Source organism: Enterobacter sp. TCD1-1 (assembly GCF_020567405.1).
GTDB lineage: Bacteria > Pseudomonadota > Gammaproteobacteria > Enterobacterales > Enterobacteriaceae > Enterobacter > Enterobacter quasiroggenkampii.
The window spans coordinates 361,213-383,587 of record NZ_JAJCXF010000001.1 but is presented as its reverse complement, the minus strand read 5'-3'; the positions used below and the strand labels follow the sequence as shown (position 1 = coordinate 383,587).

At 55.8% G+C, this 22,375-nt stretch carries 20 protein-coding genes and 7 tRNA genes; 25 read left to right on the top strand and 2 right to left on the bottom strand.

Annotated features, from left to right (window positions below; all coding sequences use genetic code 11):
• Positions 1 to 158 precede the first annotated feature (158 nt).
• The 7 genes from LJA86_RS01880 (at position 159) to LJA86_RS01850 (ending at position 854) form a co-directional block, all read left to right on the top strand.
• Positions 159 to 235: transfer RNA gene (locus LJA86_RS01880), tRNA-Met, on the top strand.
• An 8-nt stretch (positions 236 to 243) separates the two neighbouring features.
• Positions 244 to 328: transfer RNA gene (locus LJA86_RS01875), tRNA-Leu, on the top strand.
• Between the two features lie 23 nt (positions 329 to 351).
• A tRNA-Gln gene (locus tag LJA86_RS01870) sits at positions 352 to 426 on the top strand.
• A gap of 32 nt (positions 427 to 458) precedes the next feature.
• Positions 459 to 533, top strand: a tRNA-Gln gene (locus LJA86_RS01865).
• A 17-nt stretch (positions 534 to 550) separates the two neighbouring features.
• Positions 551 to 627 (top strand) — tRNA-Met (locus LJA86_RS01860).
• A gap of 41 nt (positions 628 to 668) precedes the next feature.
• Positions 669 to 743, top strand: a tRNA-Gln gene (locus LJA86_RS01855).
• A gap of 36 nt (positions 744 to 779) precedes the next feature.
• Positions 780 to 854, top strand: a tRNA-Gln gene (locus LJA86_RS01850).
• Between the two features lie 119 nt (positions 855 to 973).
• Here the strand turns inward: LJA86_RS01850 and ubiF are convergent.
• The gene (gene ubiF / locus LJA86_RS01845) at positions 974 to 2,149 is read right to left on the bottom strand and encodes a 3-demethoxyubiquinol 3-hydroxylase (RefSeq protein WP_048226093.1); all 1,176 of its coding nucleotides are present in this window, start codon (positions 2,147 to 2,149) and stop codon (positions 974 to 976) included.
• A 135-nt stretch (positions 2,150 to 2,284) separates the two neighbouring features.
• Between ubiF and miaB the strand changes: the two genes are divergently transcribed.
• The 10 genes from miaB to rihA all read left to right on the top strand — a co-directional run bounded on the left by miaB (position 2,285) and on the right by rihA (position 12,568).
• A complete protein-coding gene (gene miaB / locus LJA86_RS01840) occupies positions 2,285 to 3,709 on the top strand; it encodes a tRNA (N6-isopentenyl adenosine(37)-C2)-methylthiotransferase MiaB (RefSeq protein WP_045909585.1) in 1,425 nt (474 codons plus the stop codon).
• Between the two features lie 164 nt (positions 3,710 to 3,873).
• Positions 3,874 to 4,920, top strand: coding sequence for a PhoH family protein (locus tag LJA86_RS01835; RefSeq protein ID WP_008501053.1), 1,047 nt, complete (start codon positions 3,874 to 3,876; stop codon positions 4,918 to 4,920).
• The gene (gene ybeY, locus LJA86_RS01830) at positions 4,917 to 5,384 is read left to right on the top strand and encodes an rRNA maturation RNase YbeY (RefSeq protein WP_008501052.1); all 468 of its coding nucleotides are present in this window, start codon (positions 4,917 to 4,919) and stop codon (positions 5,382 to 5,384) included. The genes LJA86_RS01835 and ybeY overlap by 4 nt, the downstream gene beginning before the upstream one ends.
• 89 nt (positions 5,385 to 5,473) lie before the next feature.
• On the top strand, positions 5,474 to 6,352 hold the full coding sequence (gene corC, locus LJA86_RS01825; protein WP_021242574.1) for a CNNM family magnesium/cobalt transport protein CorC: 879 nt from the start codon (positions 5,474 to 5,476) through the stop codon (positions 6,350 to 6,352).
• 5 nt (positions 6,353 to 6,357) lie between these two features.
• On the top strand, positions 6,358 to 7,896 hold the full coding sequence (gene lnt / locus LJA86_RS01820) for an apolipoprotein N-acyltransferase (protein WP_048226091.1): 1,539 nt from the start codon (positions 6,358 to 6,360) through the stop codon (positions 7,894 to 7,896).
• A gap of 409 nt (positions 7,897 to 8,305) precedes the next feature.
• Complete coding sequence (locus LJA86_RS01815) at positions 8,306 to 9,211, top strand: amino acid ABC transporter substrate-binding protein (protein WP_008501049.1); 906 nt, start codon at positions 8,306 to 8,308, stop codon at positions 9,209 to 9,211.
• 155 nt (positions 9,212 to 9,366) lie between these two features.
• On the top strand, positions 9,367 to 10,107 hold the full coding sequence (gene gltJ, locus LJA86_RS01810; RefSeq protein WP_008501048.1) for a glutamate/aspartate ABC transporter permease GltJ: 741 nt from the start codon (positions 9,367 to 9,369) through the stop codon (positions 10,105 to 10,107).
• Positions 10,107 to 10,784, top strand: coding sequence for a glutamate/aspartate ABC transporter permease GltK (gene gltK, locus LJA86_RS01805; RefSeq protein ID WP_008501047.1), 678 nt, complete (start codon positions 10,107 to 10,109; stop codon positions 10,782 to 10,784). The genes gltJ and gltK overlap by 1 nt, the downstream gene beginning before the upstream one ends.
• On the top strand, positions 10,781 to 11,506 hold the full coding sequence (locus LJA86_RS01800) for an amino acid ABC transporter ATP-binding protein (protein WP_014883001.1): 726 nt from the start codon (positions 10,781 to 10,783) through the stop codon (positions 11,504 to 11,506). Before gltK ends, LJA86_RS01800 begins: the two co-directional genes overlap by 4 nt.
• Before the next feature lie 120 nt (positions 11,507 to 11,626).
• Positions 11,627 to 12,568 (top strand): pyrimidine-specific ribonucleoside hydrolase RihA, encoded by a 942-nt coding sequence (gene rihA / locus LJA86_RS01795; RefSeq protein ID WP_229225495.1) that lies wholly within the window; start codon positions 11,627 to 11,629, stop codon positions 12,566 to 12,568.
• Positions 12,569 to 12,703: 135 nt separating this feature from the next.
• On the opposite strand, the gene LJA86_RS01790 is transcribed toward rihA, so the two are convergent.
• Positions 12,704 to 13,186 carry a zinc ribbon-containing protein gene (locus tag LJA86_RS01790; RefSeq protein ID WP_023617134.1) on the bottom strand — a complete coding sequence of 161 codons (483 nt, stop codon included), beginning with the start codon at positions 13,184 to 13,186 and terminating at the stop codon, positions 12,704 to 12,706.
• A 214-nt stretch (positions 13,187 to 13,400) separates the two neighbouring features.
• Here LJA86_RS01790 and leuS point away from each other — a divergent pair, with 214 nt between their 5' ends.
• The 8 genes from leuS to mrdB all read left to right on the top strand — a co-directional run bounded on the left by leuS (position 13,401) and on the right by mrdB (position 22,359).
• Positions 13,401 to 15,983, top strand: a complete 2,583-nt coding sequence (leuS, locus tag LJA86_RS01785) for a leucine--tRNA ligase (RefSeq protein ID WP_045909589.1) — start codon at positions 13,401 to 13,403, stop codon at positions 15,981 to 15,983.
• A gap of 14 nt (positions 15,984 to 15,997) precedes the next feature.
• Entirely contained in the window at positions 15,998 to 16,567 is a 570-nt protein-coding gene (gene lptE, locus LJA86_RS01780) for an LPS assembly lipoprotein LptE (RefSeq protein ID WP_008501042.1), read from the top strand.
• Positions 16,567 to 17,598, top strand: coding sequence for a DNA polymerase III subunit delta (gene holA, locus LJA86_RS01775; RefSeq protein ID WP_196346477.1), 1,032 nt, complete (start codon positions 16,567 to 16,569; stop codon positions 17,596 to 17,598). Before lptE ends, holA begins: the two co-directional genes overlap by 1 nt.
• The gene (gene nadD / locus LJA86_RS01770) at positions 17,591 to 18,256 is read left to right on the top strand and encodes a nicotinate-nucleotide adenylyltransferase (protein ID WP_025912714.1); all 666 of its coding nucleotides are present in this window, start codon (positions 17,591 to 17,593) and stop codon (positions 18,254 to 18,256) included. The genes holA and nadD overlap by 8 nt, the downstream gene beginning before the upstream one ends.
• 269 nt (positions 18,257 to 18,525) lie before the next feature.
• A complete protein-coding gene (rsfS, locus tag LJA86_RS01765; RefSeq protein ID WP_023334893.1) occupies positions 18,526 to 18,843 on the top strand; it encodes a ribosome silencing factor in 318 nt (105 codons plus the stop codon).
• Positions 18,844 to 18,846: 3 nt separating this feature from the next.
• Positions 18,847 to 19,314 (top strand): 23S rRNA (pseudouridine(1915)-N(3))-methyltransferase RlmH, encoded by a 468-nt coding sequence (gene rlmH, locus LJA86_RS01760; protein WP_003858701.1) that lies wholly within the window; start codon positions 18,847 to 18,849, stop codon positions 19,312 to 19,314.
• A 28-nt stretch (positions 19,315 to 19,342) separates the two neighbouring features.
• Positions 19,343 to 21,244, top strand: coding sequence for a peptidoglycan DD-transpeptidase MrdA (gene mrdA, locus LJA86_RS01755; protein ID WP_008501038.1), 1,902 nt, complete (start codon positions 19,343 to 19,345; stop codon positions 21,242 to 21,244).
• Positions 21,245 to 21,246: 2 nt separating this feature from the next.
• A complete protein-coding gene (gene mrdB / locus LJA86_RS01750; RefSeq protein ID WP_008501037.1) occupies positions 21,247 to 22,359 on the top strand; it encodes a peptidoglycan glycosyltransferase MrdB in 1,113 nt (370 codons plus the stop codon).
• Positions 22,360 to 22,375 lie beyond the last annotated feature (16 nt).

The following is a 22,375-nucleotide window of genomic DNA, read 5'->3' as shown; positions in this document are numbered from 1 at the left end:
GATTAATAACCAATAATTGCCGAATATTCGGCCACGCTGTTCGCAACCTAACCAAACAGTCACATTCCGGCTATTTTCGTTGAAAAAGGTGTTGACGCTGCAAGGGTCTATACGCATAATGCGCCCCGCAACGCCGATAAGGTAACGCGAAAAAAGATGGCTACGTAGCTCAGTTGGTTAGAGCACATCACTCATAATGATGGGGTCACAGGTTCGAATCCCGTCGTAGCCACCATCTTTTTTGCGGGAGTGGCGAAATTGGTAGACGCACCAGATTTAGGTTCTGGCGCCGCAAGGTGTGCGAGTTCAAGTCTCGCCTCCCGCACCATTCCCGGGTAAGCGTTGCACGGATGGGGTATCGCCAAGCGGTAAGGCACCGGTTTTTGATACCGGCATTCCCTGGTTCGAATCCAGGTACCCCAGCCATATTTCTTCGATTTTGCGGTTCTCCGCGGTATTGGGGTATCGCCAAGCGGTAAGGCACCGGTTTTTGATACCGGCATTCCCTGGTTCGAATCCAGGTACCCCAGCCATCGAAGATTGCAGTACTGGCTACGTAGCTCAGTTGGTTAGAGCACATCACTCATAATGATGGGGTCACAGGTTCGAATCCCGTCGTAGCCACCAAATTTAGATTATCGATGTTGTTCGATAATGAAAAAAATTGTTGGGGTATCGCCAAGCGGTAAGGCACCGGATTCTGATTCCGGCATTCCGAGGTTCGAATCCTCGTACCCCAGCCAATTTAAAAAGTCGTTAAGCAGCTTGTTTAACGCAATTGGGGTGTCGCCAAGCGGTAAGGCTCTGGTTTCTGATACCAGCATTCCGGGGTTCGAATCCCTGCACCCCAGCCACTTAGTAACAAAAAAGCCCGCTCTGCGGGCTTTTTTGTTTTTGTACAAAATTGTGCGGCCTGATTCCCCCTCACCCTAACCCTCTCCCCAAAGGGGCGAGGGAAAAGTCGGAGCAAAGATTAAAGTCCGAGGGCGTACTTCAGGGCCTGACGCTTCAGGCCACCGGCGCGTTCCGCTGCCATCAGGCCTATGTTACGCAGAATACGCACCGGGGCTACGTCATTGCTAAACCCGGCATAGAACAGATCCATTCCCGACTGCATGAGGAAGTTATCCGCCATACGCCGCGTCTGATAACGCTTCAGCACCTGATGACTGGCCCAGTTTTCCGCGTGTCCGCGGGCGAAGCCCAGCACATCCAGTAAGGCATCGACGTCACGATACCCCAGGTTCACGCCCTGCCCGGCCAGCGGATGAATGGTGTGTGCCGCATCCCCCACCAGCGCTAAGCCTTCGCGGGCATACTGCAACGCATGACGGCGCGTGAGCGGGAACGCCCCGGCGGCGACCGGCGTGACGTGTCCCAGACGGCTCGGGAAGTGCAGCAGAATTTCGCGCTGCAGCTGTTCCATGTTCATTCCCTGCAGCTGGCGAATGCGCGCCGGTTTGTCGTACCACACCAGCGACGCCCAGTTATCGAAGAGCGGTAAAAAGGCGTGCGGGCCGTTCGGTGTAAAGTGCTGCCAGGTGCTTTCACCCGGCGCATTCTCGCACCTGGCGGTAATCAGCATACAGGACTGTTCATACTGCCAGGCATGAACCCCGATCCCCGCCATCTGTCTGACCTGCGAGTTAGCGCCATCCGCCCCGATGACCAGCTTCACGGACAGCTCATCGCCGCTGTCGAGTGTCAGTAGATAGCCGCTCTCGTGAGGATGCAGCGCCTTAAGCGACGCAGGAACGCGCAGCGTCACCTTCGGGTGCGCCTCCAGCGCCTGCCAGAGCGCCAGCTGGAGCACGTTGTTTTCCACCATATAGCCCAGGCGCGGCAGCTTCAGCTCAGCGGCATCAAACGCGACGTGGGCATTTTCCCATTCCCAGGTTTCAAGACGGCTGTAAGGATGAGCGCGCATCGCCAGCACCGTCTCCCAGACGCCCAGCCCGCGCAGCAGATCGACGGACGACGCGCTGATAGCGGAAATGCGCACATCCGGTTTACTGGCGGGATCGTAGGCTGGCGGAGCCGCCTGTTCGATTACCGTTACCTCAAATCCCTGCTGCGCCAGCCCCAGCGCCAGCGCGCCGCCGACCATACCGCCGCCGACAACGGCAACTTCGGTGTGTTGGAGTGTCATGGTCAATTTTCCTTATTGGAGAATCCCTTAAGTTTACCGGATTTTTGCGGTCCTGAGACACACAACCTTCATACTGGTCACAACCCCACCAAAGCATTACAATACGCGGCTTGCAATCCTGAGCTGAGCAAGTCGATGACTAAAAAACTCCATATAAAAACCTGGGGCTGTCAGATGAACGAATACGATTCATCCAAGATGGCCGATCTGCTGGATACCACCCACGGATACCAGCTGACTGAAAATGCGAAAGAAGCCGATGTGCTGCTGCTGAACACCTGTTCAATTCGTGAAAAAGCGCAGGAAAAAGTCTTTCACGTGTTAGGCCGCTGGAAACTTCTTAAACGAAAAAATCCGGACCTGATCATCGGCGTGGGCGGCTGCGTCGCGTCGCAGGAAGGCAAGCTGATCCGCCAGAGAGCCCCGTATGTGGACATTGTCTTTGGCCCTCAGACCCTGCACCGTCTGCCTGAGATGATCAATCAGGTTCGCGGTAACCGTAGCCCGGTCGTTGACGTCAGCTTCCCGGAAATCGAAAAATTTGACCGTCTGCCTGAGCCACGTGCCGATGGCCCGACCGCCTTCGTCTCCATCATGGAAGGCTGCAACAAATACTGCACGTACTGCGTGGTGCCGTACACCCGTGGTGAAGAGGTCAGCCGCCCGGCAGATGACATTCTGTTTGAAATCGCGCAGCTTGCCGCGCAGGGTGTGCGAGAAGTGAACCTGCTGGGCCAGAACGTTAACGCCTGGCGCGGTGAGAACTATGACGGCACGACCGGCAGCTTTGCCGAGCTGCTGCGTCTGGTGGCCGCAATTGACGGCATCGACCGCATTCGCTTTACCACCAGCCATCCGATGGAATTTACCGACGACATTATTGACGTCTATCGCGATACGCCAGAGCTGGTGAGCTTCCTGCACCTGCCGATCCAGTGCGGCTCGGACCGCGTGCTGAACCTGATGGGCCGCCCGCATACGGTGCTGGAGTATAAATCCACCATCCGCAAGCTGCGTGAAGCGCGTCCGGATATCCAGATTAGCTCTGACTTTATCGTCGGCTTCCCTGGCGAAACCGCTGATGACTTCGAGCGCACCATGAAGCTCATCGGCGAAGTGAACTTTGACGTCAGCTACAGCTTCATCTTCTCCGCGCGTCCTGGAACACCGGCGGCCGATATGGTTGACGATGTGCCGGAAGAAGAGAAAAAGCAGCGTCTGTATATTCTGCAGGAGCGTATCAACCAGCAGGCCAACGCCTGGAGCCGCCGCATGCTCGGCACCGTTCAGCGCATTCTGGTGGAAGGCACCTCCCGCAAGAGCATTATGGAACTCTCCGGTCGTACCGAAAATAACCGCGTGGTGAACTTTGAAGGCACCCCGGATATGATCGGTAAGTTTGTGGACGTCGAGATTGTCGAAGTGCTGACCAACTCGCTGCGCGCGAAGGTCGTACGCACCGAAGACGAAATGGGCCTGCGTATCGCAGAGTCACCGCAATCCGTGATCTCGCGTACCCGCAAAGAAAACGATTCTGGCGTTGGGATTTACCAGCCCTAATCCTTCAGGCCTGCCTCTTTTGGCAGGCCTTGTATTTCCTCTCATCGCCCCCAATATCTTCCGCAACGCTTGCGCCTTTATTCTGTGGCGTGAATAATTTCGGTAATGACCGTTTTATTGCGCCGTGTGGCAGCGGGTCAGTTAATCAATCAAAGAGGAACAGTTTGAACATAGATACGCGTGAAATTAGCCTTGAGCCAGCAGACAACGCTCGCCTGCTGAGCCTGTGCGGGCCGTTTGATGACAACATCAAACAACTGGAGCGACGTCTGGGTATCGAAATCAATCGTCGCGATAATCATTTCAAACTCACCGGACGCCCTATCTGCGTCAACGCCGCTGCGGACATTCTGCGTAGCCTGTATGTCGACACCTCCCCCATGCGCGGCGAAATTCAGGATATCGAACCGGAGCAGATTCACCTCGCCATTAAAGAGGCGCGCGTGCTTGAGCAGAGCGCGGAGAGCGTGCCGGACTATGGCAAGGCGATCAACATTAAGACCAAGCGTGGCGTCATCAAGCCGCGTACCCCAAACCAGGCGCAGTACATCGCCAATATTCTCGACCACGACATCACCTTCGGCGTGGGGCCGGCGGGTACGGGTAAAACCTATCTTGCTGTTGCCGCAGCGGTCGATGCGCTGGAGCGTCAGGAGATCCGACGTATCCTGCTGACCCGCCCTGCCGTTGAAGCCGGTGAAAAACTGGGCTTCCTGCCAGGCGATCTGAGCCAGAAGGTCGATCCGTATCTGCGTCCTTTATACGATGCGCTGTTCGAAATGCTGGGCTTTGAGAAGGTCGAGAAGCTCATTGAGCGTAACGTTATCGAAGTGGCCCCGCTCGCCTACATGCGCGGCCGCACGCTGAACGATGCGTTCATCATTCTCGATGAGAGCCAGAACACCACCATCGAACAGATGAAAATGTTCCTGACGCGTATTGGCTTTAACTCGAAAGCGGTGATTACCGGTGACGTCACCCAGATTGACCTGCCGCGCAGCACCAAATCGGGCCTGCGCCACGCCATCGAGGTGCTGGCCGAGGTCGACGAAATCAGCTTTAACTTCTTCCACAGTGAAGACGTGGTACGCCACCCGGTGGTCGCGCGTATCGTTAACGCTTATGAAGCCTGGGAAGAGGCGGATCAGAAGCGTAAGGCCGAACTGGCCGCAGAACGTAAGCGCGAAGCGCAGGAGCAAGAACAGAAATGAGTCAGGTGATCCTCGATTTACAGCTGGCCTGTGAAGACAATTCCGGCATGCCAGATGAGGCACAGTTTCAGAAATGGCTGGATGCCGTTATCCCGCAGTTTCAGGAAGAATCAGAAGTCACGATTCGCCTGGTGGATGAAGCAGAAAGCCATGAGCTTAACCTGACCTATCGCGGGAAAGATAAGCCGACCAACGTGCTCTCTTTCCCGTTCGAAGCCCCACCGGGCATCGAGATGCCGCTGTTGGGCGATCTGATCATCTGCCGTCAGGTGGTTGAACAGGAAGCCAAAGAGCAGCAGAAACCCCTTGAAGCCCACTGGGCGCACATGGTGGTACACGGCAGCCTGCATCTGCTCGGCTACGATCATATCGAAGACGACGAAGCGGAAGAGATGGAGTCCCTCGAGACAGAGATAATGCTTGCTCTGGGCTATGAGGATCCGTACATTGCCGAGAAAGAATAGTCCGTCACCTGACTGACTCACCTGCCGCCACGAAAGGACATCGCGTGGCGGTAAACGTTGAACTAACAAGAGAACCCTTAACAAACGCCATGAGCGACGACAATTCACACAGTAGCGACACGACAACCAGTAAAAAGGGATTTTTCTCCCTCATTCTGAACCAGCTTTTCCACGGCGAACCCAAAAACCGTGATGAACTGCTGGAGCTGATTCGTGATTCCGGGCAGAACGACCTTATCGACGAAGATACGCGCGAAATGCTCGAAGGGGTTATGGACATCGCCGACCAGCGCGTTCGCGATATCATGATCCCCCGCTCGCAGATGATCACCCTGAAACGTAACCAGACCCTGGACGAGTGCCTCGATGTGATCATCGAATCCGCTCACTCACGTTTCCCGGTTATCAGCGAAGACAAAGATCACATCGAAGGGATTTTGATGGCGAAAGATCTGCTGCCGTTTATGCGCAGCGATGCCGAAGCCTTCAGCATGGAAAAAGTGTTACGCCAGGCCGTGGTTGTGCCGGAAAGTAAACGTGTGGATCGGATGCTGAAAGAGTTTCGCTCTCAGCGTTACCACATGGCGATTGTTATTGATGAATTTGGTGGCGTCTCCGGTCTGGTCACGATCGAGGATATCCTTGAGCTGATCGTGGGCGAAATCGAAGATGAGTACGACGAAGAAGAGGATATCGACTTCCGTCAGCTCAGCCGTCACACCTGGACCGTGCGCGCGCTGGCCTCCATCGAGGACTTCAACGACGCCTTCGGGACCCACTTCAGCGACGAAGAGGTCGATACCATTGGCGGGCTGGTGATGCAGGCCTTTGGCCATCTCCCGGCGCGCGGTGAGACCGTTGACATCGACGGTTACCAGTTCAAAGTAGCCATGGCCGACAGCCGACGTATTATACAGGTTCACGTCAGAACGCCGGACGACTCACCGGTGCCAAAACTGGAAGATTAATGTAAATGGCATTTGCCCCATTGCTTGAACGCCAGCGCGTCCGTTTGCTGCTGGCGCTGTTACTCGGAGCCAGCGGTACGCTGGCTTTTTCTCCTTACGACATCTGGCCTGCGGCCATACTCTCCCTGATGGGGCTTCAGGGTCTGACCCTGAACCGTCGTCCGGTACAGGCTGCCGCTATCGGCTACTTCTGGGGACTGGGGCTGTTTGGCTCAGGTATTAACTGGGTCTACGTCAGCATCGCCCAGTTTGGCGGTATGCCGGGCCCGGTAAACGTCTTCCTGGTGGTACTGCTCGCCGCCTATCTCTCGCTCTATACTGGCCTGTTCGCCGGCATCCTTTCTCGCCTGTGGCCCAAAACCAGCTGGCTGCGCGTCGCGATTGCCGCACCGGTGGTCTGGCAAATCACGGAATTCCTGCGCGGCTGGGTGCTGACCGGCTTCCCGTGGCTGCAGTTCGGCTACAGTCAGATTGACGGCCCGCTCAAAGGCCTGGCGCCGGTCATGGGCGTTGAGGCCATTAACTTCCTGCTCATGGTGGTCAGCGGCCTGTTGGTCCTGGCGCTGGTCTCACGTGGCTGGAAGCCGCTGGCTGTGGCGCTGGTGCTGTTCGCTCTTCCCTTCCCGCTGCGCTATATCCAGTGGTTCACGCCTGAGCCCGCGCGCGCTATGCAGGTTTCCATGGTTCAGGGCAACATCCCGCAGTCCATGAAGTGGGACGAGAAAGAGCTGTTGAATACGCTGAAGATCTACGCCAACGCCACCGAAGAGGTGATGGGTAAATCGCAGCTGATTATCTGGCCGGAGTCTGCCATTCCCGATCTGGAGATCAACCAGCAGCCGTTCCTCAACATGATGAACGACCTGCTGCTCTCGCGTGGCAGCACGCTGATCACCGGGATTGTCGACGCGCGTCTGAATCAGCAGAACCGCTACGACACTTACAACACCATCATTACGCTCGGCAAAGACAGCGAATACAGCTACCACTCCACTGACCGGTACAACAAGAACCACCTGGTGCCGTTTGGTGAATTTGTGCCGCTGGAGTCGATTCTGCGCCCGCTGGCCCCCTTCTTCGATCTGCCGATGTCCTCCTTCAGCCGCGGCCCGTACGTTCAGCCTCAGCTGCACGCGCACGGCGTTGCCCTGACGGCGGCCATCTGCTACGAAATCATCCTCGGCGAGCAGGTGCGCGATAATTTCCGCCCGGATACGGACTATCTGCTGACCATCTCTAACGATGCCTGGTTTGGTAAGTCAATCGGCCCGTGGCAGCACTTCCAGATGGCACGCATGCGCTCCCTGGAGCTGGCGCGTCCGTTACTGCGCAGCACCAACAACGGCATCACCGCCGTGATTGGTCCGCAGGGTGAAATCCAGGCCATGATCCCACAGTTCACCCGTGAGGTACTGACCACTCACGTCACCCCGACCACGGGGCTGACGCCATACGCCCGTACCGGCAACTGGCCGCTGTGGATCCTGACCGCGCTGTTCGGCTTTGGCGCGGTGCTGATGAGCCTGCGCCAGCGTCGTAAATAACCTTCCCTTCTGTTGCCGGGTGACGGCTACGCCTTACCCGGCCTACCTTCAACATTTCCGTTCCCGTAGGTCGGGTAAGGCGCAGCCGCCACCTGACAATTCCTTCCAGACTCCAATTCTGGCACGCCTATTGCTTTGTTTATTCAGGTAAACGCAGTTTGGCTTAACGTGCAACTTTGTCGCACCAGCGTAGATCATCGGTAGCACCGAAACGGTGCAACGGGAGATATTTGCCTCTGAATGGTGCGGCGCGCTTCGCAAAAATAAACAATAACGCAGCAAAATCTTTACATTAAGCCAGACTAAATGTTAACAAGCTTGCATAACACTGCACTCGCATTGCGCGAGATATAACAACATCACAATGGGTATCAATGCGTCTCTGGCGCTGATAAGAAAGGAGTTGGGTATGCAATTACGTAAACTGGCCACAGCAATGCTGGTTATGGGAATGTCTGCAGGCGTGGTTCACGCTGAAGATGCGCCAGCAGCAGGCAGCACTCTCGACAAGATTGCCAAAAACGGCGTCATCGTGGTCGGCCACCGTGAATCTTCTGTCCCGTTCTCTTACTACGACAACACGCAAAAAGTCGTGGGTTATTCACAGGATTACTCCAACGCTATCGTTGAAGCCGTGAAGAAAAAGCTGAACAAACCTGACCTGCAGGTGAAGCTGATCCCAATCACTTCACAGAACCGTATTCCACTGCTGCAAAACGGCACCTTTGATTTCGAGTGTGGCTCCACCACCAACAACCTCGAGCGTCAGAAACAGGCAGCCTTCTCTGACACCATCTTTGTTGTAGGCACCCGCCTGCTGACGAAGAAAGGCGGTGAGATTAAAGACTTCGCTGACCTGAAAGGCAAAGCGGTCGTTGTCACCTCCGGTACCACGTCTGAAGTGCTGCTGCACAAGCTGAACGACGAGAAGAAAATGGATATGCGCATCATCAGCGCGAAAGACCATGGCGACTCCTTCCGTACCCTGGAAAGCGGCCGTGCCGTCGCGTTTATGATGGATGATGCCCTGCTGGCGGGCGAGCGTGCGAAAGCGAAGAAACCTGACAACTGGGATATCGTCGGCACCGCGCAGTCGAAAGAAGCCTACGGCTGTATGCTGCGTAAAGACGATCCGCAGTTCAAAAAGCTGATCGATGACACCATCGCTCAGGTGCAGACCTCCGGCGAAGCGGAAAAATGGTTCGACAAATGGTTCAAGAACCCGATTCCACCTAAAAACCTGAACATGAATTTTGAACTGTCTGACGACATGAAAGCGCTGTTCAAATCTCCAAATGACAAGGCTCTTAACTAATTAGAACAACAGGGGCGGGATCTCCTGCCCTCTCGATTGTCGGGAAGCATGGACAGACTATACGTTGAGTGGTCGTTCCCCACTCAGCGCGAAAAATGAGCTTCTCACCAATCTTCGAGGGTAGCGCTGCTACCCTTTTTTTTCTGGAGTTTATTATGTCAATCGACTGGAACTGGGGCATATTTCTGCAACAAGCCCCGTTCGGCAACACCACCTATCTTGGCTGGCTGTGGAGCGGCTTTCAGGTCACCGTGGCATTATCGATAACGGCGTGGATCATCGCGTTTCTTGTCGGTTCTCTGTTCGGTATTCTGCGCACCGTCCCTAACCGTTTTCTTTCAACGCTTGGCACCCTCTATGTGGAACTGTTCCGTAACGTTCCGCTGATCGTGCAATTCTTTACCTGGTATCTGGTTATCCCGGAACTGCTGCCGGAAAATATTGGCATGTGGTTCAAGTCGGAACTGGATCCGAATGTGCAGTTCTTTGTCTCCTCCATGATGTGTCTGGGGCTGTTTACCGCTGCGCGCGTTTGCGAGCAGGTGCGTGCCGCCATTCAGTCATTACCCCGTGGACAAAAAAATGCGGGTCTGGCGATGGGATTAACCCTGCCACAAACCTACCGCTACGTGCTGCTGCCTAACGCCTACCGCGTCATCGTTCCGCCGATGACCTCCGAGATGATGAACCTGGTGAAAAACTCGGCCATCGCCTCAACCATCGGCCTGGTCGATATGGCTGCACAGGCGGGCAAGCTGCTGGATTACTCCGCTCACGCGTGGGAATCCTTTACCGCGATCACGCTCGCCTATGTTCTGATTAACGCTTTCATCATGCTGGTGATGAACCTGGTTGAACGCAAAATTCGCCTGCCGGGCAACATGGGGGGCAAATAATGTACGAATTTGACTGGAGTTCTATCGTTCCATCCATGCCTTATCTGCTTGATGGACTGATGATTACCTTAAAAATCACCGTCATTGCCATTATTGTCGGTATCGTCTGGGGCACCCTGCTGGCCGTCATGCGCCTGTCGAGCTTTAAGCCGCTCGCCTGGTTCGCGACCGCCTACGTTAACGTGTTCCGCTCCATCCCACTGGTAATGGTGCTGCTGTGGTTTTACCTGATCGTGCCCGGCTTCCTGCAAAACGTGCTGGGGCTGTCGCCGAAAACCGATATCCGTCTGATCTCGGCGATGGTGGCGTTCTCGATGTTTGAGGCCGCTTACTACTCGGAGATTATCCGTGCGGGCATTCAGAGTATCTCCCGCGGGCAATCCAGCGCCGCGCTGGCGCTGGGGATGACGCACTGGCAGTCCATGCAGCTCATTATTCTGCCGCAGGCGTTTCGCGCCATGGTTCCGCTCCTGCTGACCCAGGGTATCGTGCTGTTCCAGGATACCTCTCTGGTCTACGTGCTGAGCCTGGCAGACTTCTTCCGTACCGCGTCAACCATCGGTGAGCGTGATGGTACGCAGGTTGAGATGGTGCTCTTTGCGGGTGCGGTCTATTTTGTGATTAGTTTAAGCGCGTCGCTGTTGGTCAGCTGGCTGAAGAAAAGGACGGTACAATGATTTCCCTGAAAAATGTTTCTAAATGGTATGGGCACTTTCAGGTGCTGACCGACTGCTCCACCGAAGTGAAAAAAGGCGACGTGGTAGTGGTGTGCGGACCGTCCGGTTCCGGTAAATCGACGCTGATCAAAACCGTCAATGGTCTGGAGCCGGTCCAGCAGGGCGAGATCGTCGTCAACGGTACCAAAGTCAACGACAAGAAAACCAATCTTGCCCAGCTTCGCTCTCACGTTGGTATGGTGTTCCAGCATTTTGAGCTGTTCCCTCACCTCTCCATTATTGAGAACCTGACCCTGGCCCAGGTGAAAGTGCTCAAGCGTGATAAAAAAGCGTCGCGCGAGAAAGGCCTGAAGCTCCTGGAACGCGTTGGCCTCTCTGCGCATGCCGATAAGTTCCCGGCGCAGCTTTCCGGCGGCCAACAGCAGCGTGTGGCGATCGCCCGCGCGCTGTGTATGGATCCGGTTGCCATGCTGTTTGATGAGCCAACGTCGGCGCTCGATCCGGAGATGATCAACGAAGTGCTGGACGTGATGGTCGAACTGGCGCACGAAGGGATGACCATGATGGTGGTGACCCACGAAATGGGCTTCGCCCGTAAGGTGGCCAACCGCGTAATCTTTATGGACGAAGGGAAAATTGTCGAAGATTCCCCGAAAGAGGAGTTCTTCGCCAACCCGAAATCCGAACGTGCGAAAGATTTCCTCGCCAAAATCCTGCACTAATCTTCTCGGTGCGCAATCTGCGGATTGCGCACTGCTTCACGCTTTAGCTCTCTTTATCTATTCGGCGTCACATTGCAGCGTTAACCTTGTCACAAAATAACGCTATGAATGGAGAACGCTATGGCACAACCCATCATTTTCGATTGCGATCCGGGTCATGATGACGCGATCGCGCTCGTTCTTGCACTTGCCTCCCCAGAACTCGACGTCAAAGCCGTCACCTCTTCCGCCGGAAACCAGACGCCGGATAAAACCCTGCGTAACGTTTTGCGCATGCTGACGCTGCTCGGGCGCACCGATATTCCCGTCGCCGGTGGCGCCCTCAAGCCCCTGATGCGTGAATTAATTATCGCGGATAACGTGCATGGTGAAAGCGGTCTGGACGGTCCGGCGCTGCCTGAACCGGGCTTCACGCCGCAAAACTGCACCGCCGTGGAGCTGATGGCGAAGGTGCTGCGCGAGAGCGCGGAACCCGTGACGCTGGTGGCTACCGGGCCGCAAACCAACGTCGCGCTGCTGCTGAACAGCCACCCTGAACTGCACAGCAAAATCGCCCGTATCGTCATCATGGGCGGGGCCATGGGTCTGGGAAACTGGACGCCGTCCGCAGAATTCAACATTTTTGTCGACCCGGAAGCGGCGGAGATCGTCTTCCAGTCCGGTTTGCCCGTCGTGATGGCGGGGCTGGACGTGACCCATCGCGCGCAGATTATGGCTGACGACATTGAGCGCTTCCGTTCCGTTGGTAATCCGGTCGCGACAACCGTGGCTGAGCTGCTCGACTTCTTTATGGAGTATCACAAAGCCGAGAAATGGGGATTCCACGGCGCGCCGCTGCACGATCCATGCACCATTGCCTGGCTATTAAAGCCGGAGATGTTTACCACCGTCCACAGGTGGGTTGGCGTCGAAACTCAGGGGAAATACACCCAGGGGATGACGGTGGTGGACTACTACTCGCTGACGGGAAATAAGCCGAATACCACGGTGATGGCGGATATTGACCGTGAGGCGTTTGTGGATTTGCTGGCGGAGAGGCTGGCTTACTATAGTGCGGCCTGATGCCCTCACCCCGGCCCTCTCCCACGGGGAGAGGGAGCACACACTAAAAACGGCAACATGGTTGCCGTTTTGCTTTTACCTTGTGCGGCCTGATGCCCTCTCCCACGGGGAGAGGGCGCAAACCTGCGCTTTTACCTAGGGCTCAAACGGACGACGCTGGAACTGATCGTGGCCGCATTTCGGACACAGCGACAGAACCTCCGGCGTATACACCGCAATATGGTGGTGGCAATTCTCGCACACCAGATTTCCCAGCCCGACCACCTCACCGCTGTGGTACACACCGTGGTGGTTCAAATCCTGAAAGACTTCACGCCACTCCAGCTGCGTTTTATCCGTGATATCGGCCAGCTCCTGCCACAGGCTCTCTTTGATCACCCGCATGAAAACGCTGTCCGTGACCTCCTCCTGGCTCTCCTGGTAGCTGCGCGCGAACTCTTCCAGATCGCGACGCACGGCACGCGTCACCTCTTCCACTTCGGTTCGCGTTAACTCACCCGTTTGCGACACGCGGGCACGCGCCTGCTCCACCAGCGCATCGATATCGCGCTCGCCGTTACGCAGCCGTTCCGTCAGTGTCGCCACCAGTTCGCGGTAAAATTGAGCAACCTTGTTCATCATTTTGCCTCCCGGGTAAGTAACTATTTCTAATAATAGACCTTATTTCATCGCCGCTTTGTCAGGTGAAGCACAGACCCGGTAAATTCCTGCAAAGCGCATTTGTGCGAAAGGCTGTTTTGACGCGGGCGTTTGGGCTATGCTATGCGGATCTGAATTACCACATCCATTGGCTACATTTGTAGCTGTATTGAAAACAGGACCACTGGCTGCCATGCAAGAGCAATACCGCCCGGAAGAGATAGAATCAAAAGTCCAGCAACACTGGGACGAGAAGCGCACCTTTGAAGTAACCGAAGACGAGAGCAAAGAGAAGTATTACTGCCTGTCGATGCTTCCCTATCCTTCTGGTCGACTACACATGGGCCACGTGCGTAACTACACCATCGGTGATGTGATTGCGCGTTACCAGCGCATGCTGGGTAAAAACGTTCTGCAACCCATCGGTTGGGATGCGTTCGGTCTGCCTGCGGAAGGCGCGGCGGTAAAAAATAATACGGCGCCGGCACCGTGGACGTACGACAACATCGCGTACATGAAAAACCAGCTCAAAATGCTGGGCTTCGGCTATGACTGGAGCCGCGAGCTGGCAACCTGTACGCCGGAATACTACCGCTGGGAACAGAAGTTCTTCACCGAGCTGTACAAAAAAGGCCTGGTGTACAAGAAGACCTCTGCCGTTAACTGGTGCCCGAATGACCAGACCGTTCTCGCGAACGAACAGGTTATCGATGGCTGCTGCTGGCGCTGTGACACCAAAGTAGAGCGTAAAGAGATCCCGCAGTGGTTTATCAAAATCACCGCTTATGCTGATGAGCTGCTGAACGATCTGGATAATCTGGACCACTGGCCAGATACCGTTAAGACCATGCAGCGCAACTGGATCGGCCGTTCCGAAGGCGTGGAAATCACCTTCAACGTTGAGAACTACGACCAGACTCTGACCGTCTACACCACCCGTCCGGACACCTTCATGGGCGCGACCTACCTGGCCGTGGCCGCAGGTCACCCGCTGGCGCAGAAAGCGGCAGAAAACAATCCGGAACTGGCTACCTTCATCGACGAATGCCGCAACACCAAAGTGGCCGAAGCCGATATGGCAACGATGGAGAAAAAAGGCGTTGATACCGGCTTTAAAGCCATTCACCCGCTGACGGGCGAAGCGATCCCTGTCTGGGCCGCCAACTTTGTACTGATGGAATACGGCACGGGCGCCGTGATGGCCGTTCCGGGTCACGACCAGCGCGACTACGAATTTGCCACCAAATATGGCCTGACCATCAAGCCAGTTATCCTGGCGGCTGACGGTTCTGAACCAGACCTGTCCGAACACGCGCTGACCGAAAAAGGGACCTTGTTCAACTCCGGCGAGTTCAGCGGTCTGAGCTTCGAAGAGGGCTTCAACGCCATCGCCGACAAGCTGGCCTCCCTTGGCGTGGGCGAGCGTAAAGTTAACTTCCGTCTGCGCGACTGGGGTGTTTCCCGTCAGCGTTACTGGGGTGCGCCAATTCCAATGGTGACGCTGGAAGATGGCACCGTGATGCCAACGCCAGAAGATCAGCTGCCGGTGATCCTGCCGGAAGACGTCGTCATGGACGGCATCACCAGCCCGATCAAAGCCGATCCTGAGTGGGCTAAAACCACCGTCAACGGCCAGCCTGCGCTGCGCGAAACCGACACCTTTGACACCTTTATGGAGTCATCCTGGTACTATGCTCGCTACACCTGCCCGCAGTATCAGGATGGCATGCTGGATTCCAACGCGGCGAACTACTGGCTGCCGGTAGATATCTACATCGGTGGTATCGAACACGCCATCATGCACCTGCTCTACTTCCGCTTCTTCCACAAGCTGATGCGCGATGCGGGCATGGTGAACTCTGACGAACCTGCAAAACAGCTGCTGTGCCAGGGCATGGTGCTGGCGGATGCCTTCTATTACGTCGGTGCAAACGGCGAGCGTAACTGGGTGTCTCCGGTTGACGCGATCGTTGAACGCGACGAGAAGGGCCGTATTGTGAAGGCCAAAGACGCCGAAGGTCATGAGCTGGTCTACACCGGCATGAGCAAGATGTCTAAGTCGAAAAACAACGGTATCGACCCGCAGGTGATGGTTGAGCGTTACGGTGCGGATACCGTGCGTCTGTTCATGATGTTTGCATCTCCGGCAGACATGACGCTGGAGTGGCAGGAGTCTGGCGTAGAAGGCGCAAACCGCTTCCTGAAACGCGTCTGGAAGCTGGTTTACGAGCACACCTCACTGGGCGATGCCCCGGCGCTGAACGCCGCCGCCCTGACTGAAGATCAGCAGGCGCTGCGTCGCGATGTTCATAAAACGATTGCGAAAGTGACCGATGATATTGGTCGTCGTCAGACCTTCAATACCGCAATTGCGGCTATTATGGAACTGATGAACAAGCTGGCGAAAGCCCCGCAGGACGGCGAGCAGGATCGTGCCTTAATGCGTGAAGCACTGCTGGCCGTCGTTCGCATGCTGAACCCGTTCACGCCGCACGTTAGCTTTACCCTGTGGCAGGAGCTGAAAGGCGAAGGCGATATCGACAACGCGCCGTGGCCGCAGGCTGACGAAGCCGCGATGGTGGAAAACACCACGCTGGTCGTAGTCCAGGTGAACGGCAAAGTCCGCGGTAAAATTACCGTGGCGGTCGATGCAACCGAAGAACAGGTTCGCGAGCGCGCGGGCCAGGAACCACTGGTCGCTAAATATCTTGAGGGCGTTACCGTACGTAAAGTGATCTACGTACCGGGTAAACTGCTGAATCTGGTCGTTGGCTAAGCGCGGGAGGAAACGTGCGACAACTGGCAACAATACTCTTATCACTGGCGGTGCTTGTCACCGCTGGCTGTGGCTGGCACCTGCGCAATACCACGGCGGTGCCTGCTCAGATGAAAACCATGATCTTTGATTCCGGGGATCCGAATGGTCCACTCAGCCGGGCAATTCGCAATCAGCTGCGTCTGAACGGCGTTGAGCTTGTTGAGAAACAGACCCTGCGTCAGGATGTACCGTCCCTGCGTGTGACAGGAAGTGGTCTGTCGAGAGATACCGCGTCTATCTTCCAGGATGGCCGTACCGCAGAGTATCAAATGGTGTTGACGGTCAACGCGGCAGTTCTGATCCCGGGTAAAGACATCTATCCGATCAGCACGAAAGTGTACCGTTCGTTCTTCGATAACCCGCAGACGGCGCTGGCAAAAGATGCCGAACAGCAGATTATCATCAACGAAATGTACGACAAGGCGGCGGAACAGCTGATCCGTAAACTGCCAAGTATTGCAGCGTCAACCAAACAAGGATCTGACATTGTTGATAAACCGGTTGATGGCACGCTTCCTGCTGCTAACTCTCTGGGTAAATGATGATCAGGCTGTATCCTGAACAACTCCGCGCGCAGCTCAATGAAGGGCTGCGCGCGGCGTATCTGCTTCTTGGAAACGATCCGTTATTGCTTCAGGAAAGCCTGGATGCCGTGCGGCATGCCGCCGCCACGCAGGGCTTTGATGAACATCACACCGTCCAGCTGGATAACAACACCGACTGGAACGCCCTCTTCTCGCTCTGTCAGGCGATGAGCCTGTTCGCATCGCGCCAGACAATTCAGATCCTTCTGCCGGAGAACGGCCCTAACGCGGCGATAAACGAGCAACTCGCAACGCTGGTCAGCCTCTTACACAGCGATCTGCTCCTTATTGTGCGTGGCAACAAGCTGACCAAAGCGCAGGAAAACGCGGCCTGGTTTACCCAACTCGCGACCCACGCGGTGCTGGTCACCTGTCAGACGCCTGAGCAGGCACATCTGCCTAAATGGGTCGCCGCGAGAGCGAAACAGCACAACCTTCAGCTGGATGACGCGGCAAATCAGCTGCTCTGCTACTGCTATGAAGGTAACCTGCTGGCCCTGGCGCAGGCGCTTGACAGACTCTCCCTGCTCTGGCCGGACGGCAAGCTGACCTTGCCGCGCGTCGAGCAGGCCGTTAACGACGCGGCGCACTTCACGCCGTTCCACTGGGTGGACGCGCTGCTGTCGGCAAAAAGTAAACGCGCCCTGCATATTCTGCAGCAGCTGCGCCTCGAAGGCAGCGAACCGGTTATTCTGCTGCGAACCCTGCAGCGCGAATTACTGCTGCTGATTACGCTCAAGCGTCAGTCTGCCCATACGCCTTTGCGTTCGCTGTTTGATAAACACCGGGTGTGGCAAAATCGCCGGGCTTTGACCACCGAGGCCATCAACCGCCTGAGTCATGAACAGCTTCGCCAGGCGGTACAGCTTCTGATGCGCGCCGAGCTTACGCTCAAGCAAGATTACGGCCAGTCGGTCTGGGCGGAGCTGGAAAGCCTTTCTCTGCTGCTCTGCCACAAGGCGCTGGCAGACGTTTTTATTGATGGATAGTATGCATTCTTTACAGGCCCTGTATGGCGGCACCTTCGACCCGGTACACTACGGGCATCTGAAGCCGGTTGAAATTCTGGCGAATCTGATCGGCCTTCAGCGCGTTACCATCATGCCCAATAATGTCCCGCCCCACCGTCCACAGCCCGAGGCGACCAGCGAGCAGCGAAAAGAGATGCTTGCCCTGGCCATCGCAGATAAGCCGCTCTTCCGGCTTGACGAGCGTGAACTGCGTCGCGACACACCCTCATGGACCTCGCAGACGCTTCAGGAGTGGCGCGCAGAACAGGGGCCAGACCAGCCGCTGGCTTTTATCATCGGTCAGGATTCCCTGCTGAACTTCCCCACATGGCATAAATATGAAACCATTCTGGAGAACAGCCATCTGCTCGTCTGCCGCCGTCCTGGCTATCCGCTGACCATGCGCGAAGCACAGTACCAGCAGTGGCTGGAAGATCATCTCACCGCCAATGTTGAAGATCTCCACAATCAGCCTGCCGGGAAGATTTATCTGGCGGAAACGCCGTGGTTCGATATCTCTGCGACCCTCATTCGCGAGCGTTTACAGCAGGGTTTAGCATGTGACGATCTGCTCCCCGCACCGGTGCTGGCCTATATCCATACGCACGGTTTGTATCAGAAAAGCGCAGATGAATAGCGGGAAGGCATAAAAAGCGGCTTATTGTTTATCCTGCCTTGACAGGGTAAGCCATACTGTTATTCTCCGCTGCCAGACTTTCCCGCCAGTCATTGCTTTACAGAAATTGTTTTACAAAAATGGCGATGCAATCTCAGGCGGAGGGTGGGATGATACCCGCCTTCAAAAGCCCGGCCGGAGACATTTGTCCCGACACAGGCATGAGTTCAGGTATACTGCCTGGCTACGAATTCAAAGTTTTACAATCTCATTCACCCCAGGGGGAAAACTTGCAGGGTAAAGCACTCCAGGATTTTGTTATTGACAAAATTGATGACCTGAAAGGTCAGGACATCATCGCGATTGACGTGAAGGGTAAATCCAGTATTACCGACTGCATGATTATCTGCACCGGTACGTCCACGCGTCATGTTGTTTCGATTGCCGATCACGTGGTTCAGGAATCGCGTGCAGCAGGGCTGTTACCGCTGGGTGTTGAAGGTGAAGCGACGGCTGACTGGGTGGTTGTCGATCTCGGCGATGTGATTGTCCACGTCATGCAGGACGAGAGCCGTCGCCTGTATGAACTGGAAAAACTCTGGGGTTAATGCGTGAAGTTGCAGCTGGTCGCCGTCGGCACCAAAATGCCGGACTGGGTACAAACCGGTTTTACTGAATATCTGCGCCGTTTTCCAAAAGACATGCCGTTCGAACTGGTGGAAATTCCCGCCGGTAAGCGCGGCAAGAACGCCGATATCAAACGTATTCTCGATAAAGAGGGCGAACTGATGCTGGCTGCCGCAGGCAAGAACCGCATCGTCACCCTCGATATTCCAGGAAAACCCTGGGATACGCCGCAGCTGGCGCACGAACTGGAGCGCTGGAAGCAGGACGGTCGTGACGTCAGTCTGTTGATTGGCGGCCCCGAAGGGTTGTCCCCTGCCTGCAAAGCGGCAGCAGAACAAAGTTGGTCCCTCTCCGCGCTGACGCTTCCCCACCCGCTCGTTCGGGTACTGGTGGCAGAAAGCCTGTATCGCGCGTGGAGCATTACTACCAACCACCCCTATCACCGCGAGTAATGACTGACCAGGGTAGATTAAGCAGCGGATGAAACTACAGAATTCTTTTCGCGACTATACGGCTGAGTCCGCGCTGTTTGTGCGCCGGGCGCTGGTCGCCTTCACCGGGATTTTGCTGCTTACCGGCGTGCTGATCGCCAACCTTTATAATCTGCAAATTGTCCGCTTTACCGATTACCAGACGCGTTCCAACGAAAACCGTATCAAGCTGGTACCTATCGCACCCAGCCGCGGCATTATTTACGATCGTAACGGCACCCCGCTGGCGTTAAACCGCACCATCTATCAAATCGAGATGATGCCGGAAAAAGTCGATAATGTTCAGGATACGCTGGAAGCGCTGAAAAGCGTTGTTGACCTTAACGACGACGATATCGCCGCCTTTAAAAAAGAGCGCGCCCGCTCACACCGATTCACCTCCATCCCGGTTAAAACCAACCTGACGGAAGTCCAGGTGGCCCGCTTTGCGGTGAACCAGTACCGTTTCCCCGGTGTGGAAGTAAAAGGTTACAAGCGTCGCTACTACCCCTACGGCTCCGCGCTGACGCATGTGATTGGCTACGTCTCCAAGATTAACGACAAAGACGTCGACCGCCTCGATAAAGACGGCAAGCTGGCGAACTACGCCGCAACGCATGATATCGGTAAGCTGGGCATTGAACGCTACTACGAAGATGTCCTGCATGGGCAAACCGGCTATGAAGAGGTTGAGGTTAATAACCGTGGCCGCGTGATCCGCCAGCTTAAAGAGGTACCGCCGCAGGCGGGACATGACGTCTATCTGACTCTCGACCTTAAGCTGCAGCAGTATATTGAAACCCTGCTGGCGGGCAGCCGTGCAGCCGTTGTGGTCACCGATCCTCGAACCGGCGGCATCCTGGCGATGGTGTCAATGCCAAGCTATGACCCGAACCTGTTTGTTGACGGCATTTCCAGTAAAGACTACTCCGGTCTGCTGAATGACCCCAACACGCCGCTGGTGAACCGCGCGACGCAAGGGGTTTACCCACCGGCATCAACGGTTAAACCGTACGTGGCGGTCTCTGCACTGAGTGCTGGCGTCATCAACCGCAATACCAGCCTGTTTGACCCGGGCTGGTGGCAGCTGCCGGGTTCAGATAAGCGCTATCGCGACTGGAAAAAATGGGGCCACGGTCATCTGAACGTCACCAAATCGCTGGAGGAGTCTGCGGATACCTTCTTCTATCAGGTGGCGTATGACATGGGGATCGACCGCCTGTCAGAGTGGATGAGCAAATTCGGCTACGGACACTACACCGGCGTTGACCTTGCGGAAGAACGCTCCGGCAACATGCCGACGCGCGAATGGAAGCTGAAGCGCTTTAAAAAGCCGTGGTATCAGGGCGACACAATTCCGGTGGGTATCGGTCAGGGCTACTGGACGGCAACGCCGCTTCAGATGAACAAAGCCATGATGATCCTCATCAATGACGGCGTGGTGAAAGTGCCGCATCTGCTGCAGAGTACGGTTGAAGACGGCAAAAAAGTGCCGTGGAACCAGCCGCACGAAGCCCCGGTGGGTGACATTCATTCCGGCTTCTGGGAAATCGCGAAAGACGGTATGTACGGCGTGGCAAACCGCCCGAACGGTACCGCACACAAGTATTTCGCCGGGACGCCGTACAAAGTGGCGGCGAAGTCCGGTACTGCGCAGGTATTTGGCCTGAAAGCCAACGAAACCTATAACGCGCACCGCATTGCCGAACGTCTGCGTGACCATAAGCTGATGACGGCGTTTGCCCCTTATGACAACCCGCAGGTCGCGGTGGCAATGATTCTGGAGAACGGCGGTGCCGGGCCTGCAGTAGGGACCATCATGCGCCAGATCCTTGACCACATCATGCTGGGTGATAACAACACCGAACTGCCGGCTGAAAACCCGGCCGCCGCTGCGGCGGAGGACCAATAATCATGACGGATAATCCAAATAAAAAATCGCTGTGGGACAAAATCCACATCGACCCAGCCATGCTGCTGATCCTGCTGGCTCTGCTGGTTTACAGTGCGCTGGTTATCTGGAGCGCCAGCGGCCAGGACATCGGGATGATGGAGCGCAAAATCGGCCAGATCGCCATGGGCCTGATCATTATGGTGGTAATGGCGCAGATCCCGCCACGTGTCTACGAAGGCTGGGCGCCCTACCTCTACATCTTCTGTATTATTTTGCTGGTTGCGGTCGATGCGTTTGGCGCCATTTCAAAAGGGGCGCAGCGCTGGCTGGATTTGGGTATTGTCCGCTTCCAGCCCTCCGAGATTGCCAAAATCGCCGTGCCACTGATGGTGGCACGCTTTATCAACCGCGACGTCTGTCCGCCGTCTCTGAAGAATACCGCCATCGCGCTGGTGCTGATTTTCCTGCCAACGCTGCTGGTTGCGGCACAGCCTGACCTTGGCACCTCAATCCTTATCGCGCTCTCCGGCCTGTTTGTCCTCTTCCTTTCGGGCCTGAGCTGGCGCCTGATTGGCATCGCGGTGGTGCTGATAGCGGCGTTCATCCCTATTCTCTGGTTCTTCCTGATGCATGATTACCAGCGCCAGCGCGTCATGATGCTGCTCGATCCGGAAACCGATCCGCTGGGCGCAGGCTATCATATTATTCAGTCCAAGATTGCGATTGGCTCCGGCGGCCTGCGCGGGAAAGGCTGGCTGCACGGTACGCAGTCGCAGCTGGAATTTTTACCGGAACGCCACACCGACTTTATCTTTGCCGTACTCGCGGAAGAGCTGGGGCTGGTGGGCATCTTAATACTCCTGGCGCTATACGTTCTGCTGATCATGCGGGGATTGTGGATTGCAGCACGCGCGCAAACGACCTTTGGTCGCGTCATGGCTGGCGGGTTGATGCTGATTTTATTCGTTTATGTCTTCGTAAATATTGGTATGGTGAGTGGTATTCTGCCGGTGGTAGGCGTACCGCTGCCGCTGGTGAGTTACGGGGGCTCGGCACTGATCGTGTTGATGGCCGGGTTTGGTATCGTGATGTCGATCCATACCCACAGAAAAATGTTGTCAAAAAGCGTATAAAAATAAGGGGATCGGA

What these genes read in the sequence shown, in the direction of transcription:
- LJA86_RS01815 (WP_008501049.1), top strand. Translation starts at nt 8,306, where the DNA reads ATGCAATTACGTAAACTGGCCACAGCAATGCTGGTTATGGGAATGTCT.
- leuS (WP_045909589.1), top strand. Translation starts at nt 13,401, where the DNA reads ATGCAAGAGCAATACCGCCCGGAAGAGATAGAATCAAAAGTCCAGCAA.
- holA (WP_196346477.1), top strand. Translation starts at nt 16,567, where the DNA reads ATGATCAGGCTGTATCCTGAACAACTCCGCGCGCAGCTCAATGAAGGG.
- mrdB (WP_008501037.1), top strand. Translation starts at nt 21,247, where the DNA reads ATGACGGATAATCCAAATAAAAAATCGCTGTGGGACAAAATCCACATC.
- ybeY (WP_008501052.1), top strand. Translation starts at nt 4,917, where the DNA reads ATGAGTCAGGTGATCCTCGATTTACAGCTGGCCTGTGAAGACAATTCC.
- rihA (WP_229225495.1), top strand. Translation starts at nt 11,627, where the DNA reads ATGGCACAACCCATCATTTTCGATTGCGATCCGGGTCATGATGACGCG.
- gltK (WP_008501047.1), top strand. Translation starts at nt 10,107, where the DNA reads ATGTACGAATTTGACTGGAGTTCTATCGTTCCATCCATGCCTTATCTG.
- ubiF (WP_048226093.1), bottom strand. Translation starts at nt 2,149, where the DNA reads ATGACACTCCAACACACCGAAGTTGCCGTTGTCGGCGGCGGTATGGTC.
- LJA86_RS01790 (WP_023617134.1), bottom strand. Translation starts at nt 13,186, where the DNA reads ATGAACAAGGTTGCTCAATTTTACCGCGAACTGGTGGCGACACTGACG.
- LJA86_RS01800 (WP_014883001.1), top strand. Translation starts at nt 10,781, where the DNA reads ATGATTTCCCTGAAAAATGTTTCTAAATGGTATGGGCACTTTCAGGTG.
- gltJ (WP_008501048.1), top strand. Translation starts at nt 9,367, where the DNA reads ATGTCAATCGACTGGAACTGGGGCATATTTCTGCAACAAGCCCCGTTC.
- miaB (WP_045909585.1), top strand. Translation starts at nt 2,285, where the DNA reads ATGACTAAAAAACTCCATATAAAAACCTGGGGCTGTCAGATGAACGAA.
- mrdA (WP_008501038.1), top strand. Translation starts at nt 19,343, where the DNA reads ATGAAACTACAGAATTCTTTTCGCGACTATACGGCTGAGTCCGCGCTG.
- nadD (WP_025912714.1), top strand. Translation starts at nt 17,591, where the DNA reads ATGGATAGTATGCATTCTTTACAGGCCCTGTATGGCGGCACCTTCGAC.
- corC (WP_021242574.1), top strand. Translation starts at nt 5,474, where the DNA reads ATGAGCGACGACAATTCACACAGTAGCGACACGACAACCAGTAAAAAG.
- lnt (WP_048226091.1), top strand. Translation starts at nt 6,358, where the DNA reads ATGGCATTTGCCCCATTGCTTGAACGCCAGCGCGTCCGTTTGCTGCTG.